This window comes from Enterobacter sp. SLBN-59 (genome assembly GCF_024807915.1).
Taxonomy (GTDB): Bacteria; Pseudomonadota; Gammaproteobacteria; order Enterobacterales; family Enterobacteriaceae; genus Enterobacter; species Enterobacter asburiae_B.
Window position 1 is genome coordinate 4,190,297 of record NZ_JANUFI010000001.1, and the last position, 15,176, is coordinate 4,205,472.

Genomic DNA, 15,176 nt, shown 5'->3' on the forward strand with positions numbered 1-15,176 from the left:
TTTTGAACCGCGCACTCGGGGTGCGTCATGGTCATAAAACTAGCAGCCTTCGGGCGAGCTTAGCCAGCTATCCTCTTGTTTTAAAAACAAATGACTTGAAAGGTAACATGTGACGTTATGTGCTGTGATCGCGGTTCCATCACGGCGTAGCGGCGTGATGCCGTTCTGCGAGGCGCTTTCCAGATTTTAAAATTGGCCTTTTTGAATTAATGAAACTTGCGGATAATACTTATCCGGACGACGACCAACAGGCTCCTTGGGCCAGGGACAAAGGATGAAACCGTTTCGCTTAGCCGCGCTCTCTCTTGCGCTGCTCACCACGTTTACGCTTGTCGGCTGTGATAACAGCGACGATAAAACTCAGGCTGCGGCTCCCGCGGCATCCACCGCATCCACATCGAAAGCCGCGGAAAAGCCCAATGCTGAAACGCTGGCTAAACTGGCTGCCCAGACTCAGGGAAAAGCGCTGACGTTGCTGGATACCTCAGAAGTTCAGCTCGACGGTGCCGCCACGCTGGTGCTGACCTTTTCTGTTCCGCTGAATCCCGATCAGGATTTCGCCAAAACGGTGCATGTCGTGGACAAGAAAAGCGGCAAGGTTGACGGGGCGTGGGAACTTGCGCCTAACCTGAAAGAGCTTCGCCTGCGTCATCTGGAGCCTAACCGCAACCTGGTCGTCACCGTTGAACGTGACCTGCAGGCGCTGAACAAGGCGACGTTCGGCATTGATTATGAAAAAGCCCTGACCACCCGGGACATTGAACCCACCGTTGGTTTTGCCAGCCGCGGCTCGCTGCTGCCGGGCAAGGTGGTGGAAGGTCTGCCGGTGATGGCGCTCAACGTCAACAATGTTGATGTCAACTTTTACCGCGTGAAGCCGGAATCGCTGGCCTCCCTTGTCAGCCAGTGGGAGTACCGTAACTCGCTGACCAACTGGGAATCCGATAACCTGCTGAAGATGGCGGAGCTGGTTTACACCGGTCGATTCGATCTTAATCCGGCGCGCAACACGCGCGAAAAATTGCTGTTGCCCCTGAAGGATATTAAACCGCTCCAGCAGTCTGGCGTTTATATCGCGGTCATGAACCAGGCTGGACACTACAACTACAGCAACGCCGCAACGCTCTTTACCCTAAGCGATATTGGCCTGTCCGCTCACCGTTACCATAACCGCCTGGATATTTTCACTCAGAGTCTGGAAAACGGTGCGGCGCAGTCCGGCGTGACCGTCACGCTGCTGAACGATAAAGGCCAGACTCTCGCCGAGGCGAAGAGCGATGCCGACGGCCATGCGAAGCTTGAAACCGACAAAGAGGCCGCGCTGATCCTGGCCAGTAAAGATGGCCAGACCACGCTGCTTGACCTCAAGCTACCGGCACTCGACCTGGCGGAGTTTGATATCGCGGGGAGCCCGGGCTACAGCAAGCAATTCTTTATGTTTGGCCCACGCGATCTCTACCGCCCGGGTGAAACGGTGATCCTCAACGGTCTTCTGCGCGACAGTGACGGTAAGCCACTTCCGGATCAGCCTGTGAAGCTTGACGTGCTGCGTCCGGATGGACAGGTCGCGCGTACGATTGTCGTCAAGCCAGAGAACGGACTTTATCGCTTTAACTATCCGCTGGACAGCGGGGCGCAGACCGGTATGTGGCATATCCGCGCCAACACGGGCGATAACCTGCAGCGCCTGTGGGACTTCCACGTCGAAGACTTCATGCCAGAGCGTATGGCGCTCAACCTGAGCGGACAAAAAACGCCGGTTTCACCGCAGGATAACGTGGACTTTAACGTAGTGGGATATTACCTGTATGGCGCCCCGGCCAACGGTAATTCTCTGCAGGGCCAGCTTTTCCTGCGTCCGCTGCGTGACGCGGTGGCTGCGCTGCCGGGCTTCCAGTTTGGCGATATCGCCGAGGAGAACCTGAGCCGCAGTCTGGATGAAGTTCAGCTTACGCTGGATGAGCAGGGGCGTGGGCAGGTTTCTACCGAAAGCCAGTGGAAAGAGGTGCACTCTCCGCTGCAGCTGATCCTGCAGGCCAGCCTGCTGGAGTCCGGCGGCCGTCCGGTAACGCGTCGCGCTGAGCAGGCCATCTGGCCAGCGGCTGAGCTGCCGGGTATTCGCCCTCAGTTCGCCAGTAAAGCCGTTTACGACTACCGCACCGATACCACCGTCAACCAACCGATTGTTGACGAGAACGGCAACGCCAGCTTCGACATCGTTTATGCCGATGCCAGCGGAGCGAAAAAGGCGGTTTCCGGTTTACAGGTACGCCTGATCCGTGAGCGCCGCGACTACTTCTGGAACTGGTCTGAGAGCGAAGGCTGGCAGTCTCAGTTCGATCAGAAAGATCTGGTTGAAGGCGAGCAGGAGCTGACTCTCAAGGCCGACGAGACGGGTAAAGTCACCTTCCCGGTGGAGTGGGGCTCATACCGTCTGGAAGTTAAAGCGCCTGATGAGATGGTCAGCAGCGTGCGCTTCTGGGCAGGCTACAGCTGGCAGGATAACAGCGACGGCACCGGGGCTGCACGTCCTGACCGCGTGACGCTGAAACTGGATAAGCCAGCCTATCAGCCAGGCGATACCATTAACCTGCACATTGCAGCGCCGGCAGCAGGTAAGGGCTATGCGATGATCGAGTCCAGCGAAGGGCCGCTGTGGTGGAAAGAGATCGACGTACCGGCAAACGGGCTTGATCTCGCTATCCCGGTCGACAAAGCCTGGAAACGTCACGATCTCTACCTGAGTACGCTGGTGGTTCGTCCTGGGGATAAATCGAAATCCGCCACGCCGAAACGCGCGATCGGCCTGCTGCATCTGCCGATGGGCGATGAAAATCGTCGTCTGAACATTGCGCTCGATAACCCGCAGAAAATGCGTCCAAACCAGACGCTCTCTGTGAAGGTGAAAGCCAGCGTGAAAGAGGGGCAGAAAGTGAACGTACTGGTCTCGGCGGTTGACAGCGGCGTGCTGAACATCACCGATTACGTTACGCCCGATCCGTGGCAGGCTTTCTTCGGTCAGAAACGCTACGGCGCGGATATCTACGATATCTACGGCCAGGTCATCGAAGGGCAGGGCCGCCTGGCCGCGCTGCGCTTTGGTGGTGACGGTGATGAGCTGAAGCGCGGCGGTAAGCCGCCGGTGAACCACGTCACCATTATTGCCCAGCAGGCACAGCCGGTTACGCTGGATGCCAACGGAGAAGGCACGATTACGCTGCCGATTGGTGATTTCAACGGCGAGCTGCGTCTGATGGCGCAGGCCTGGACGGAAGACGATTTCGGCAGCAGCGAAAGCAAGGTTGTGGTGGCTGCGCCGGTCATTACCGAGCTTAACACGCCGCGCTTCCTGGCAAGCGGGGACACCTCAAGGCTGACGCTGGACCTCACCAACCTGACGGACAAGCCGCAAACGCTGAATGTCGCCCTGACCGCGACAGGAAAACTGTCGCTGGAAGGCTCGCAGCCGCAGCCGGTTCAGTTGTCTCCTGGCGCGCGCAGCACCCTGTTTATTCCGGTGCGTGCGCTGGAGGGTTATGGTGATGGTGAGGTGACGGCTCAGGTTACGGGCCTGCAGCTTCCGGGTGAGACCTTTGCGCCGCAGCAGAAGAGCTGGAAAATCGGCGTGCGTCCGGCATTCCCGGCGCAGACGGTGAATACCGGTGCCATGCTGAACCCCGGCGAGTCCTGGACCGCACCGGTGCAGCATAGTAACGGTTTCTCTCCTGCTACCCTGCAGGGGCAACTGCTGCTGAGCGGCAAACCACCGCTTAACCTGGCGCGCTATATTCGCGAGCTGCAGGCGTATCCGTATGGCTGCCTGGAACAGACCACCAGTGGCCTGTTCCCGTCGCTCTACACCAACGCGGCGCAGCTGACTGCACTTGGCATCAAGGGCGACACCGATGACAAGCGCCGTGCAGCGATTGATATTGGCATCTCCCGTCTGCTGCAGATGCAGCGTGAAGACGGTGGTTTTGCGCTATGGGATAAAAACGGTCCGGAAGAGTACTGGCTGACGGCCTACGTGACCGACTTCCTGGTGCGCGCGGGCGAGCAGGGTTACAGCGTACCCGTCGATGCGGTGAATAACGCCAATAACCGCCTGCTGCGCTACCTGCAGGATCCGGGCATGATGTCCATTCGCTACAGCGACGATACTCAGGCCAGCAAGTTTGCCGTGCAGGCCTATGCCGCGCTGGTGCTGGCACGTCAGCAAAAAGCGCCGCTGGGCGCGCTGCGTGAAATCTGGGATCGCCACGGGCAGGCGGCTTCCGGGCTGCCGCTGATGCAGCTGGGCATGGCGCTCAAACTGATGGGCGATGCACCGCGCAGCCAGCAGGCGCTGGATCTGGCGCTCAAAACCCCGCGCAACGACAGCAAAAACTGGATGGCCGATTACGGCAGCCAGCTTCGCGATAACGCGCTGATGCTCTCTCTTCTGGAGGAGTACAAGCTGCTGCCGGATGCGCAAAATACGCTGCTGAATGTTCTGTCTGAACAGGCCTTCAGCCAGCGCTGGCTGTCAACGCAGGAGAGCAATGCGCTGTTCCTGGCCGGGCGCTCGCTGCAAACCCTGTCTGGTACGTGGCAGGCGAAAACGTCTCTGTCTGAGACCGCATCAGGCGGCGATAAGTCACTGGTGCAAAACGTGAGCGGCGACCAGCTTGGCGCGCTGCAGGTGACCAATACCGGGACAACACCGCTGTGGGTACGCCTGGACAGCACCGGTTATCCGGAATATGCCCCTCAGCCGAGCGCGAACGTGCTGCAGGTGGAACGTCATATCCTGGCAACCGACGGCAGCAGTAAATCGCTCTCCTCGCTGAAGAGCGGTGAGCTGGTGCTGGTGTGGCTGGACGTTAAAGCCAGCCAGAACGTGCCGGATGCGCTGGTGGTGGATCTGCTCCCTGCGGGTCTGGAGCTGGAAAACCAGAACCTGGCGAGCAGCAGCGCCAGTCTGCAGGACAGCGGCAGTGAGGTACAGAACCTGCTCAGCCAGATGCAGCAGGCGGACATTCAGCATATGGAATTCCGCGACGACCGCTTTGTGGCTGCCGTACCGGTAAACGAAGGTCAGCCGGTCACGCTGGTCTATCTGGCCCGTGCCGTGACGCCGGGAACCTATCAGGTGCCGGTCCCGATGGTGGAGTCTATGTACGTTCCGCAGTGGCGGGCAACGGGGGCGGCCAGCGGCCCGCTGATTGTTGTTCCGTAATATGCGAATAGCACGTCTGACACGCTCCCGCTGGCTATGGCTGGCGGGAGCGCTTCTCGTTTTATGGGGGCTGATTGTCGCCGCCGACCGCCTGTGGCCGTTACCTCTGAAAGAGGTTAATCCCGCCCGGGTGGTGGTAGATGAGAAGGGCACGCCGCTCTGGCGTTTTGCCGATAGCGACGGGATCTGGCGCTACCCGGTTACCATTGAAGAGGTCTCTCCCCGCTACCTTGAGGCGCTGATCCAGTATGAAGATCGCTGGTTCTGGGATCACCCAGGCGTAAACCCGCTCTCTGTCCTGCGCGCTGCCTGGCAGGATCTCAGTTCTGGCAAAGTCGTCTCTGGCGGAAGCACGCTGACCATGCAGGTGGCACGCCTGCTGGACCCACATCCGCGCACCTTTGGCGGTAAAGTTCGTCAGCTCTGGCGGGCGATGCAGCTGGAGTGGCATCTTTCCAAACGCGACATTCTCACCCTTTACCTCAACCGCGCTCCGTTTGGCGGCACGCTGCAGGGCGTCGGGGCGGCAAGCTGGACCTATCTCGGCAAACAGCCGTCGCAGCTCAGCTATTCCGAAGCGGCGCTGCTGGCGGTACTGCCGCAGGCACCCAGCCGCTTGCGTCCGGACCGCTGGCCTGAACGGGCCGAGGCGGCGCGCAACAAAGTGCTCGACCGCATGGTAACGCAGGGCGTCTGGTCCGCGAAGCAGGTTAAAGAATCACGGGAAGAATCGGTATGGCTGGCGCCCCGACAGATGCCGCAGCTGGCGCCGCTCTTTGCGCGCATGATGCTCGGCAAAAGCCGCGACGCAAAAATTGTCACCACGCTGGATGCCGGACTGCAGCGGCAGCTGGAAGAGCTGGCGATGAACTGGAAATCTCGCCTGCCGGCACGCAGCTCGCTGGCGATGATCGTCGTGGATCACACCGATATGAAAGTGCGCGGCTGGGTCGGCTCGGTGGATATTAACGATGACACGCGTTTTAGCCACGTGGATATGGTCAATGCGATCCGATCCCCAGGATCGGTATTAAAGCCCTTTATTTACGGTATGGCGCTGGACGATGGCCTGATCCATCCCGCCTCTCTTCTCCAGGACGTTCCCAGAAAAACCGGTGATTATCGCCCCGGGAATTTTGACAGTGGGTTCCACGGACCGGTCAGCATGAGTGAAGCGCTGGTGCGCTCCCTCAACCTGCCCGCGGTACAGGTACTGGAAGCCTACGGGCCAAAACGTTTTGCCGGGATGTTGAGCAACGCAGGCTTGCCGCTGATCCTGCCTGCGGGGGCGCAGCCAAATCTGTCCCTGATCCTCGGAGGGGCAGGCGCCCGGCTGGCCGATATCGCCGCGGCCTACAGCGCGTTTGCCCGACACGGTAAGGCGGGGAGGCTGCGGTTACAGCCGGGCGATCCGCTCATTGAACGTCCGCTGCTGTCGCAAGGCTCGGCGTGGATTATTCGCCGTATTCTGGCGAACGAGGCGCAGCCGCTGCCGGATAATGCATTACCGCAGATCGCGCCGCTGGCATGGAAAACCGGCACCAGCTACGGCTACCGTGATGCATGGGCTATTGGTCTTAATGCCCGCTACGTAATAGGCATCTGGACAGGCCGACCGGACGGCACGCCCGTAGCGGGGCAGTTTGGTTTCGCCAGCGCAGTTCCACTCTTAAATCAGGTCAATAACCTGCTTCAGTCACGCTCAACGGTAGACGAAGCCCGCCTGCCGCGCGACCCGCGTCCGGAGAGCGTCGGGCGGGGCGTGATCTGCTGGCCGGGCGGCCAGTCGCTGCCGGAAGGAAGTGAAAACTGTCGGCGTCGCCTGTCGACCTGGCTGCTGGAAGGGAGTGAACCGCCCACGCTGCTATTGCCCGAACAGGAAGGGATACGCGGCATTCGTTTCCCGGTCTGGCTGGATAAAACGGGTAAACGCGTGGCGGCAGATTGCCCTGATGCAACTGAAAAAGTCCTGGATGTCTGGCCGCTGCCGCTGGAGCCGTGGCTGCCGGCAACCGAGCGTCGCGCGGTACGGGTCCCTCCTTCCTCAACCACCTGTCCTCCGCTATCGCAGGACGCACCTGCGCCACTCATCCTGACAGGCGTGCGTGAAGGGGCCGTCATCAAACGTCTGCCGGGGGAATCCCGCGTTTCGCTGCCGCTTCAGGCGACCGGCAATAGCGGCGAGCGCTGGTGGTTTTTGAACGGTGAACCGCTGAATGTGAAGGGAAGAGTTTACACATTACAGCTTGATAAATCTGGCGATTATCAGTTACTCGTTATGGATGAGACCGGTCAGGTCGCGACGGTGAATTTTACGTTGCAGTGACCTGAAAATAGCTTTCTGATGTGAGCTGTTGCTAAAACTCGTCTTATTTTAAAAAAATGTTACCTGAATCCATAGGCAATGGCGCTATTGCTCATTATAATCCGCGCCACACCATACTCAGGTATGCAAAACAACAGAACATTGACAGAGGTTATCATGGCTATTGAACGTACTTTTTCCATCATCAAACCAAACGCGGTGGCAAAAAACGTTATTGGCAGCATCTTCGCTCGCTTTGAATCTGCAGGGTTCAAAATTGTTGGCACCAAAATGCTGCACCTGACCGTTGAGCAGGCTCGCGGTTTCTACGCTGAGCACGAAGGTCGCCCATTCTTTGACGGCCTGGTTGAGTTCATGACCTCCGGTCCAATCGTGGTATCCGTGCTGGAAGGCGAAAACGCAGTACAGCGTCACCGTGACCTGCTGGGCGCAACCAACCCGGACAACGCGCTGGCAGGTACTCTGCGCGCTGACTATGCGGACAGCTTCACCGAGAACGGTACCCACGGTTCTGACTCTGTTGAATCTGCTGCACGCGAAATCGCTTTCTTCTTCGCAGAAGGCGAAGTGTGTCCACGCACCCGTTAATTTAACGGTTTCGTTTACACATTATTTTCGTAAATGCCGCGTCCAGACGTGGCATCCCTGCGCCAGACTTTGTACAATGCAACGCCCCGGACGAGCAGACTGCTTTCCGGGGCGTTTCTATTCAACCCTCCATGGGCCATAACGTGTAACAACGAGGCCGGAAAATATTATGTCTGAATTAGTTAATACCTCCGAAGTCGCCATTCCTGCGGTTCCCAATAAAAATGGAAAAATCAACCTGCTGGATCTGAACCGTCAGCAGATGCGCGAGTTCTTTAAAGAGATGGGCGAAAAGCCGTTTCGTGCCGATCAGGTCATGAAGTGGATGTACCATTACTGCAGCGACAATTTTGATGACATGACTGACATCAACAAGGTCCTGCGCAACAAGCTCAAGGAAGTGGCTGAAATCCGCGCGCCGGAAGTGGTGGAAGAGCAGCGCTCAGCGGATGGCACCATCAAATGGGCGATTGCGGTAGGCGATCAGCGCGTTGAGACCGTCTACATCCCGGAAGAAGACCGCGCCACGCTGTGTGTCTCCTCTCAGGTAGGCTGTGCGCTGGAGTGCAAATTCTGCTCAACCGCGCAGCAAGGCTTTAACCGTAATCTGCGGGTGTCAGAAATTATCGGCCAGGTCTGGCGTGCCGCGAAAATCGTCGGTGCGGCAAAAGTAACCGGTACGCGTCCTATCACCAACGTGGTGATGATGGGGATGGGTGAGCCGCTGCTGAACCTGACCAACGTCGTTCCGGCGATGGAAATCATGCTGGATGACTTCGGTTTTGGTCTGTCCAAGCGTCGCGTCACGCTGTCTACCTCTGGCGTTGTGCCTGCGCTGGACAAGCTGGGCGATATGATTGACGTTGCGCTGGCGATCTCCCTGCATGCACCAAACGACGAAATTCGTGACGAAATTGTGCCGATCAACAAAAAGTACAATATCGAAACCTTCCTCGCTGCGGTGCGTCGCTATCTGGAGAAATCCAACGCCAACCAGGGCCGCGTCACCATCGAGTACGTGATGCTTGACCACGTTAACGACGGTACCGAACATGCGCATCAGCTTGCTGAACTGCTGAAAGATACGCCATGCAAAATCAACCTGATCCCATGGAACCCGTTCCCGGGCGCGCCGTATGGCCGTAGCTCGAACAGCCGTATCGACCGTTTTTCCAAGGTGCTGATGGAGTATGGTTTCACCACCATCGTGCGTAAAACCCGTGGTGATGACATTGATGCAGCATGCGGACAGCTGGCAGGTGATGTTATTGACCGTACCAAACGTACCCTGCGTAAACGCATGCAGGGCGAGACGATCGCGGTTAAAGCTGTTTGATTATTATGCACTCACGGCGCATTATCTGCGCCGTGAAGCCTGGTCTTACTGAATAATCAGTCAGATTCGTGATGACTGAACAATAATTACGGTGCGTTTCATCCGACTTTCGGGCAGTATGTAACGACGTAACAACAGTTTAGCCGTACGGGCAGGGCTGTACTGTCATCTCCGGGCTGACAGTCTTATACTCTCTGTTCAAGGTTAACTGACCAGAAGTTTCGCGGTGCGGGTGGCATTGTGACTCACCGGCACCTGAACCCTTATTTTTCACGTACCAGTAGTTGTAGCGAATGAATACTGAAGCCACTCACGACCAACATGAAGCACTCTCCACTGGCGTTCGTCTTCGCAACGCCCGTGAACAACTCGGACTCAGCCAGCAAGCCGTTGCGGAACGCTTGTGCCTGAAGGTTTCCACGGTTCGCGATATTGAAGAAGATAAGGCACCTGCCGATCTGGCTTCAACGTTCTTGCGCGGTTATATCCGCTCTTACGCAAAACTGGTCCATATCCCCGAAAATGAATTACTGCCAATGATGGAGAAGCAGGCACCGGTCCGTGCAGCAAAAGTTGCGCCGATGCAGACCTTCTCCCTGGGGAAACGTCGTAAAAAACGCGATGGCTGGCTGATGAGCTTTACCTGGCTGGTGCTGTTTGTGGTGATTGGCCTGACGGGCGCATGGTGGTGGCAAAACCACAAAGCCCAGCAGGAAGAGATCACCACCATGGCCGATCAATCCTCTGCTGAACTCAACCAGGCCGGAAGTGAGAATGCCCAGAACGTGCCGCTGAATAACGACGGTGCAGCGTCCTCAAGCGAGCCACAGACCGCAGCGCCAGACGCGTCGGCGACCGATGCAGCACAGGCTCCGTCAGCAACGGCTAACACCGCTGCGCCGCAGGCTCAGGATCAAAACGCGGTTGTTGCCCCTTCTCAGGCGAATGTTGATACTGCAGCGAACGTGCCTGCGGCTACTCAGCCTGCAGACAATAGCGCAGCGTCTCTGCCAACCAACCCGGCGGGTACGGCAACAGCAGCCGATCCCAACGCGCTGGTGATGAACTTCAGCGCCGACTGCTGGCTGGAAGTGACTGACGCGACAGGTAAAAAACTGTTCAGCGGCCTGCAGCGTAAAGATGGCACGTTAAACCTAACCGGCCAGGCTCCCTATAAACTTAAAATCGGCGCTCCGGCAGCGGTACAGATCCAGTATCAAGGAAAACCTGTCGACCTGAGCCGCTTTATCAGAACTAACCAGGTTGCACGTCTTACCGTTAATGCCGAACAATCAGCAGCACAGTAACAGACGGGCAACGCGGGAGATTTTTCATGCATAACCAGGCTCCGATTCAACGTAGAAAATCGAAACGGATTTACGTTGGGAATGTGCCAATCGGCGATGGGGCACCTATCGCCGTTCAGTCGATGACCAACACGCGCACTACCGATGTAGAAGCGACGGTCAATCAAATCAAAGCATTAGAACGTGTAGGCGCGGACATTGTTCGCGTTTCCGTGCCGACCATGGATGCCGCTGAGGCGTTCAAACTGATCAAACAGCAGGTCAGCGTTCCGCTGGTGGCTGATATCCACTTCGACTACCGCATCGCACTGAAAGTGGCCGAATACGGCGTCGATTGCCTGCGCATTAACCCGGGCAACATCGGTAACGAAGAGCGTATCCGCATGGTAGTGGACTGCGCCCGCGATAAAAATATTCCTATCCGTATCGGCGTTAACGCCGGTTCCCTGGAAAAAGACCTGCAGGAAAAATACGGCGAGCCGACGCCACAGGCGCTGCTCGAATCCGCGATGCGTCATGTCGATCATCTCGATCGTCTTAACTTCGATCAGTTCAAAGTCAGCGTAAAAGCGTCCGACGTGTTCCTGGCGGTGGAGTCTTATCGTCTGCTGGCAAAACAGATCGACCAGCCTTTGCACCTCGGGATCACCGAAGCGGGCGGCCTGCGCAGCGGCTCTGTAAAATCTGCGATCGGTCTGGGGCTGCTGCTCTCTGAAGGCATCGGTGACACCCTGCGCGTCTCGCTGGCGGCCGATCCGGTCGAAGAGATCAAAGTCGGTTTCGATATCCTGAAGTCACTGCGCATTCGCGCGCGTGGGATCAACTTCATTGCCTGCCCAACCTGCTCGCGTCAGGAGTTTGATGTGATCGGGACGGTGAATGCCCTGGAGCAGCGTCTGGAAGACATTATCACCCCGATGGACGTCTCCATCATCGGCTGCGTGGTAAACGGTCCGGGTGAAGCACTGGTGTCAACCCTGGGCGTAACCGGCGGTAACAAGAAAAGTGGTCTCTATGAAGATGGCGTTCGTAAAGATCGTCTGGATAATAGCGACATGATCGACCAGCTTGAAGCCCGCATCCGCGCCAAAGCCGCCATGATGGACGAAACACAGCGTATCAGCGTTCAGCAGGTTGAAAAATAACGTGATGGGAAGCGTGCCGCTTCCCATGTATGATTGAACCCATTCTTTGGGTTTTTTTTGTATATAGAAAGAGAATAAACGTGGCAAAAAACATTCAAGCCATCCGCGGCATGAACGATTATCTGCCTGGCGAAACCGCCATCTGGCAGCGCATTGAAGGCACACTGAAGCAGGTGCTCGGCAGCTACGGTTACAGCGAAATCCGTTTGCCGATTGTAGAGCAGACCCCGTTATTCAAACGCGCGATCGGTGAAGTCACCGACGTGGTTGAAAAAGAGATGTACACCTTTGAGGACCGCAACGGCGACAGCCTGACCCTGCGTCCGGAAGGTACGGCGGGCTGCGTACGCGCCGGCATCGAACATGGTCTTCTGTACAATCAGGAGCAGCGCCTGTGGTATATCGGCCCGATGTTCCGCCACGAACGTCCTCAGAAAGGTCGTTATCGCCAGTTCAATCAGCTGGGGGTGGAAGTCTTTGGCCTGCAGGGCCCGGACATCGACGCTGAACTGATTATGCTGACCGCCCGCTGGTGGCGCGCCCTCGGTATCGCCGATCACGTTTCCCTTGAGCTGAACTCTATCGGTTCTCTGGAAGCACGCGCTAACTACCGCGATGCGCTGGTGGCGTTCCTGGAACAGCATAAAGAGAAGCTGGACGAAGACTGCAAACGTCGCATGTACAGTAACCCGCTGCGCGTTCTGGATTCCAAAAACGCGGATGTTCAGGCACTGCTGAACGATGCGCCTGCGCTGGGTGACTACCTGGATGAAGAATCTCGCGAACACTTCGCGGGCCTGTGCAAGCTGCTTGAAGCGGCAGGTATCGCCTATACCGTGAATCAGCGCCTGGTTCGCGGTCTGGACTACTACAACCGTACCGTGTTTGAGTGGGTGACCACCAGCCTCGGTTCTCAGGGCACCGTATGTGCGGGCGGCCGTTATGACGGTCTGGTTGAGCAGCTTGGCGGTCGCGCAGCCCCTGCTGTTGGCTTCGCGATGGGCCTTGAGCGACTTGTTTTGCTGGTTCAGGCAGTTAATCCGGAATTTAAAGCAGATTCCGTTGTCGATATATACCTGGTGGCTTCAGGCGCGGAAACGCAGTCTGCGGCGATGCAGCTTGCCGAACGCGTGCGCGATGCGCTGCCGGGCGTTAAGCTGATGACCAACCATGGCGGCGGCAACTTTAAAAAACAGTTTGCTCGTGCCGATAAGTGGGGCGCAAGTATTGCACTGGTGCTGGGTGAGTCCGAAGTGGCTAACGGCGAAGTGGTGGTGAAGGACCTGCGCTCTGGTGAGCAGACAACGGTAACGCAGGACGGCGTTGCGGCGCACTTGCGCACTCTATTGGGCTAAGGAGAAGGACTGCGTGGAAATTTACGAGAACGAACACGATCAGGTCGACGCGATTAAGCGCTTCTTTGTTGAAAACGGCAAAGCGCTGGTTGTTGGGGTTATTTTAGGTGTCGGTGCGCTGGTGGGCTGGCGTTACTGGAACAATCATCAGGCAGATTCCGCGCGCGGCGCGTCTCTGTCCTATGAAAATACCGTGAGCGCAATTCGTGCCGATCAGCCGCAAACGCTGACTGCGGCAGAAAAATTTGCGGCTGACAACAAAAACACCTACGGTGCACTGGCTGCGCTGGAAGTGGCTCAGCAGTACGTTGATAAGAACGAACTGGATAAAGCCGCTGCACTGCTCTCGCAGAGCCTTGCTGCGGCCAGCGATGAGAACCTGAAAGCGGTGATCAATCTGCGCCTGGCACGTATTCAGGTTCAGCAGAAAAAAGCTGACGATGCGCTGAAAACGCTCGATACCATCAAAGGCGAAGGTTTTGCTGCCATCGTTGCCGATCTGCGCGGTGAAGCACTGCTGAGCAAAGGTGACAAAGCGGGCGCGCGTAAAGCGTGGCAAGCTGGCGTAGAGAGCAATGCTTCACCTGCGCTGAGCGAAATGATGCAGATGAAAATAAATAATTTGTCCGTCTGAGAGGGACCCGATGCAATTGCGTAAATTACTTCTGCCAGGACTGCTTTCTGTTACGTTATTGAGTGGTTGTTCACTGTTCAGTGGCGAAGAAGACGTTGTGAAAATGTCCCCACTGCCGACGGTTGAAAACCAGTTTACCCCATCCACCGCGTGGGATGTCTCCGTGGGCAATGGGATTGGTGATTTCTATTCCAACCTTCATCCTGCGTATGCAGACAGCGTTGTCTATGCCGCTGACCGCAAAGGTACCGTGAAAGCGGTGAACGCCGATGACGGGAAGGAAGTATGGTCCGTTAACCTGGCGGAAAAAGACGGCTGGTTCTCCCGTAAACCTGCACTGCTCTCTGGCGGTCTGACCGTTGCCGGTGGCCATGTTTACGTGGGCAGCGAAAAAGCGCAGGTTTATGCGCTGAACAGCAGCGACGGCTCTATTGCCTGGCAAACAACCGTAGCGGGTGAATCCCTGTCTCGCCCGGTGGTGAGCGACGGCCTGGTGCTGATTCATACCAGCAACGGCCAGCTGCAGGCGCTGAACGAAGCTGACGGTCTGGTGAAATGGACCGTTAACCTGGATATGCCTGCGCTCTCTCTGCGCGGCGAATCAGCACCGGCTACCGCATTTGGTGCTGCCATTGTGGGCGGTGACAACGGTCGCGTGAGCGCCGTGCTGATGCAGCAGGGTCAGATGATCTGGCAGCAGCGTATCTCTCAGGCTACTGGCTCAACGGAAATTGACCGTCTGAGCGACGTAGACACAACGCCGGTCATCGTTAACGGTGTGGTTTACGCGCTGGCCTATAACGGCAACCTGACCGCGCTGGATCTGCGCAGCGGCCAGATCATGTGGAAACGTGAGCTGGGCTCTGTGAACGATTTCATCGTTGAGGGTAACCGCATCTATATGGTCGATCAGAACGACCGTCTGCTGGCGCTGAGCACCGAAGGCGGCGTGACGCTGTGGACGCAAAGCGATCTGCTGCACCGCCTGCTGACCTCGCCTGCGCTGTACAACGGTAGCCTGGTGGTTGGCGATAGCGAAGGGTATATGCACTGGATCGATCCGGATAACGGCCGCTTTGTTGCACAGCAAAAAGTCGACAGTTCTGGTTTCCTGACCGATCCGGTTGTGGCCGACGGCAAACTGCTGATTCAGGCAAAAGACGGCACGCTGTACGCGATCACGCGTTAATTACCCGGCGGTTGTAGTATACTAAACGGCTCCTGTTCACTCAGGAGCCGTTTTGACATTTTTAAAAACGCCGCGAAA

At 57.2% G+C, this 15,176-nt stretch carries 9 protein-coding genes; all 9 read left to right on the forward strand.

Annotated features, from left to right (window positions below; all coding sequences use genetic code 11):
- The first annotated feature begins 274 nt into the window (after positions 1 to 274).
- On the forward strand, positions 275 to 5,218 hold the full coding sequence (locus M2422_RS20040; protein ID WP_064673762.1) for an alpha-2-macroglobulin: 4,944 nt from the start codon (positions 275 to 277) through the stop codon (positions 5,216 to 5,218).
- A 1-nt stretch (position 5,219) separates the two neighbouring features.
- The gene (gene pbpC, locus M2422_RS20045; protein WP_213788240.1) at positions 5,220 to 7,544 is read left to right on the forward strand and encodes a peptidoglycan glycosyltransferase PbpC; all 2,325 of its coding nucleotides are present in this window, start codon (positions 5,220 to 5,222) and stop codon (positions 7,542 to 7,544) included.
- 156 nt (positions 7,545 to 7,700) lie between these two features.
- Positions 7,701 to 8,132, forward strand: coding sequence for a nucleoside-diphosphate kinase (ndk, locus tag M2422_RS20050; protein WP_003860625.1), 432 nt, complete (start codon positions 7,701 to 7,703; stop codon positions 8,130 to 8,132).
- Between the two features lie 169 nt (positions 8,133 to 8,301).
- A complete protein-coding gene (locus M2422_RS20055) occupies positions 8,302 to 9,468 on the forward strand; it encodes a bifunctional tRNA (adenosine(37)-C2)-methyltransferase TrmG/ribosomal RNA large subunit methyltransferase RlmN (protein WP_014171168.1) in 1,167 nt (388 codons plus the stop codon).
- A gap of 293 nt (positions 9,469 to 9,761) precedes the next feature.
- Positions 9,762 to 10,775, forward strand: coding sequence for a cytoskeleton protein RodZ (gene rodZ, locus M2422_RS20060; protein WP_033146213.1), 1,014 nt, complete (start codon positions 9,762 to 9,764; stop codon positions 10,773 to 10,775).
- Positions 10,776 to 10,801: 26 nt separating this feature from the next.
- Positions 10,802 to 11,920: a flavodoxin-dependent (E)-4-hydroxy-3-methylbut-2-enyl-diphosphate synthase gene (gene ispG, locus M2422_RS20065; RefSeq protein ID WP_023308814.1), complete on the forward strand. Its 1,119-nt coding sequence runs from the start codon at positions 10,802 to 10,804 to the stop codon at positions 11,918 to 11,920.
- A gap of 80 nt (positions 11,921 to 12,000) precedes the next feature.
- Positions 12,001 to 13,275: a histidine--tRNA ligase gene (hisS, locus tag M2422_RS20070; RefSeq protein WP_032622984.1), complete on the forward strand. Its 1,275-nt coding sequence runs from the start codon at positions 12,001 to 12,003 to the stop codon at positions 13,273 to 13,275.
- 13 nt (positions 13,276 to 13,288) lie between these two features.
- The gene (locus M2422_RS20075; RefSeq protein WP_064673760.1) at positions 13,289 to 13,909 is read left to right on the forward strand and encodes a YfgM family protein; all 621 of its coding nucleotides are present in this window, start codon (positions 13,289 to 13,291) and stop codon (positions 13,907 to 13,909) included.
- 10 nt (positions 13,910 to 13,919) lie between these two features.
- Positions 13,920 to 15,098, forward strand: a complete 1,179-nt coding sequence (gene bamB, locus M2422_RS20080; RefSeq protein WP_039263735.1) for an outer membrane protein assembly factor BamB — start codon at positions 13,920 to 13,922, stop codon at positions 15,096 to 15,098.
- The last annotated feature ends 78 nt before the right edge of the window (positions 15,099 to 15,176 follow it).

Excerpts from the sequence above, each read along its gene's own strand:
- M2422_RS20040 (WP_064673762.1), top strand. The coding sequence starts at position 275 with ATGAAACCGTTTCGCTTAGCCGCGCTCTCTCTTGCGCTGCTCACCACG.
- pbpC (WP_213788240.1), top strand. The coding sequence starts at position 5,220 with ATGCGAATAGCACGTCTGACACGCTCCCGCTGGCTATGGCTGGCGGGA.
- ndk (WP_003860625.1), top strand. The coding sequence starts at position 7,701 with ATGGCTATTGAACGTACTTTTTCCATCATCAAACCAAACGCGGTGGCA.
- M2422_RS20055 (WP_014171168.1), top strand. The coding sequence starts at position 8,302 with ATGTCTGAATTAGTTAATACCTCCGAAGTCGCCATTCCTGCGGTTCCC.
- rodZ (WP_033146213.1), top strand. The coding sequence starts at position 9,762 with ATGAATACTGAAGCCACTCACGACCAACATGAAGCACTCTCCACTGGC.
- ispG (WP_023308814.1), top strand. The coding sequence starts at position 10,802 with ATGCATAACCAGGCTCCGATTCAACGTAGAAAATCGAAACGGATTTAC.
- bamB (WP_039263735.1), top strand. The coding sequence starts at position 13,920 with ATGCAATTGCGTAAATTACTTCTGCCAGGACTGCTTTCTGTTACGTTA.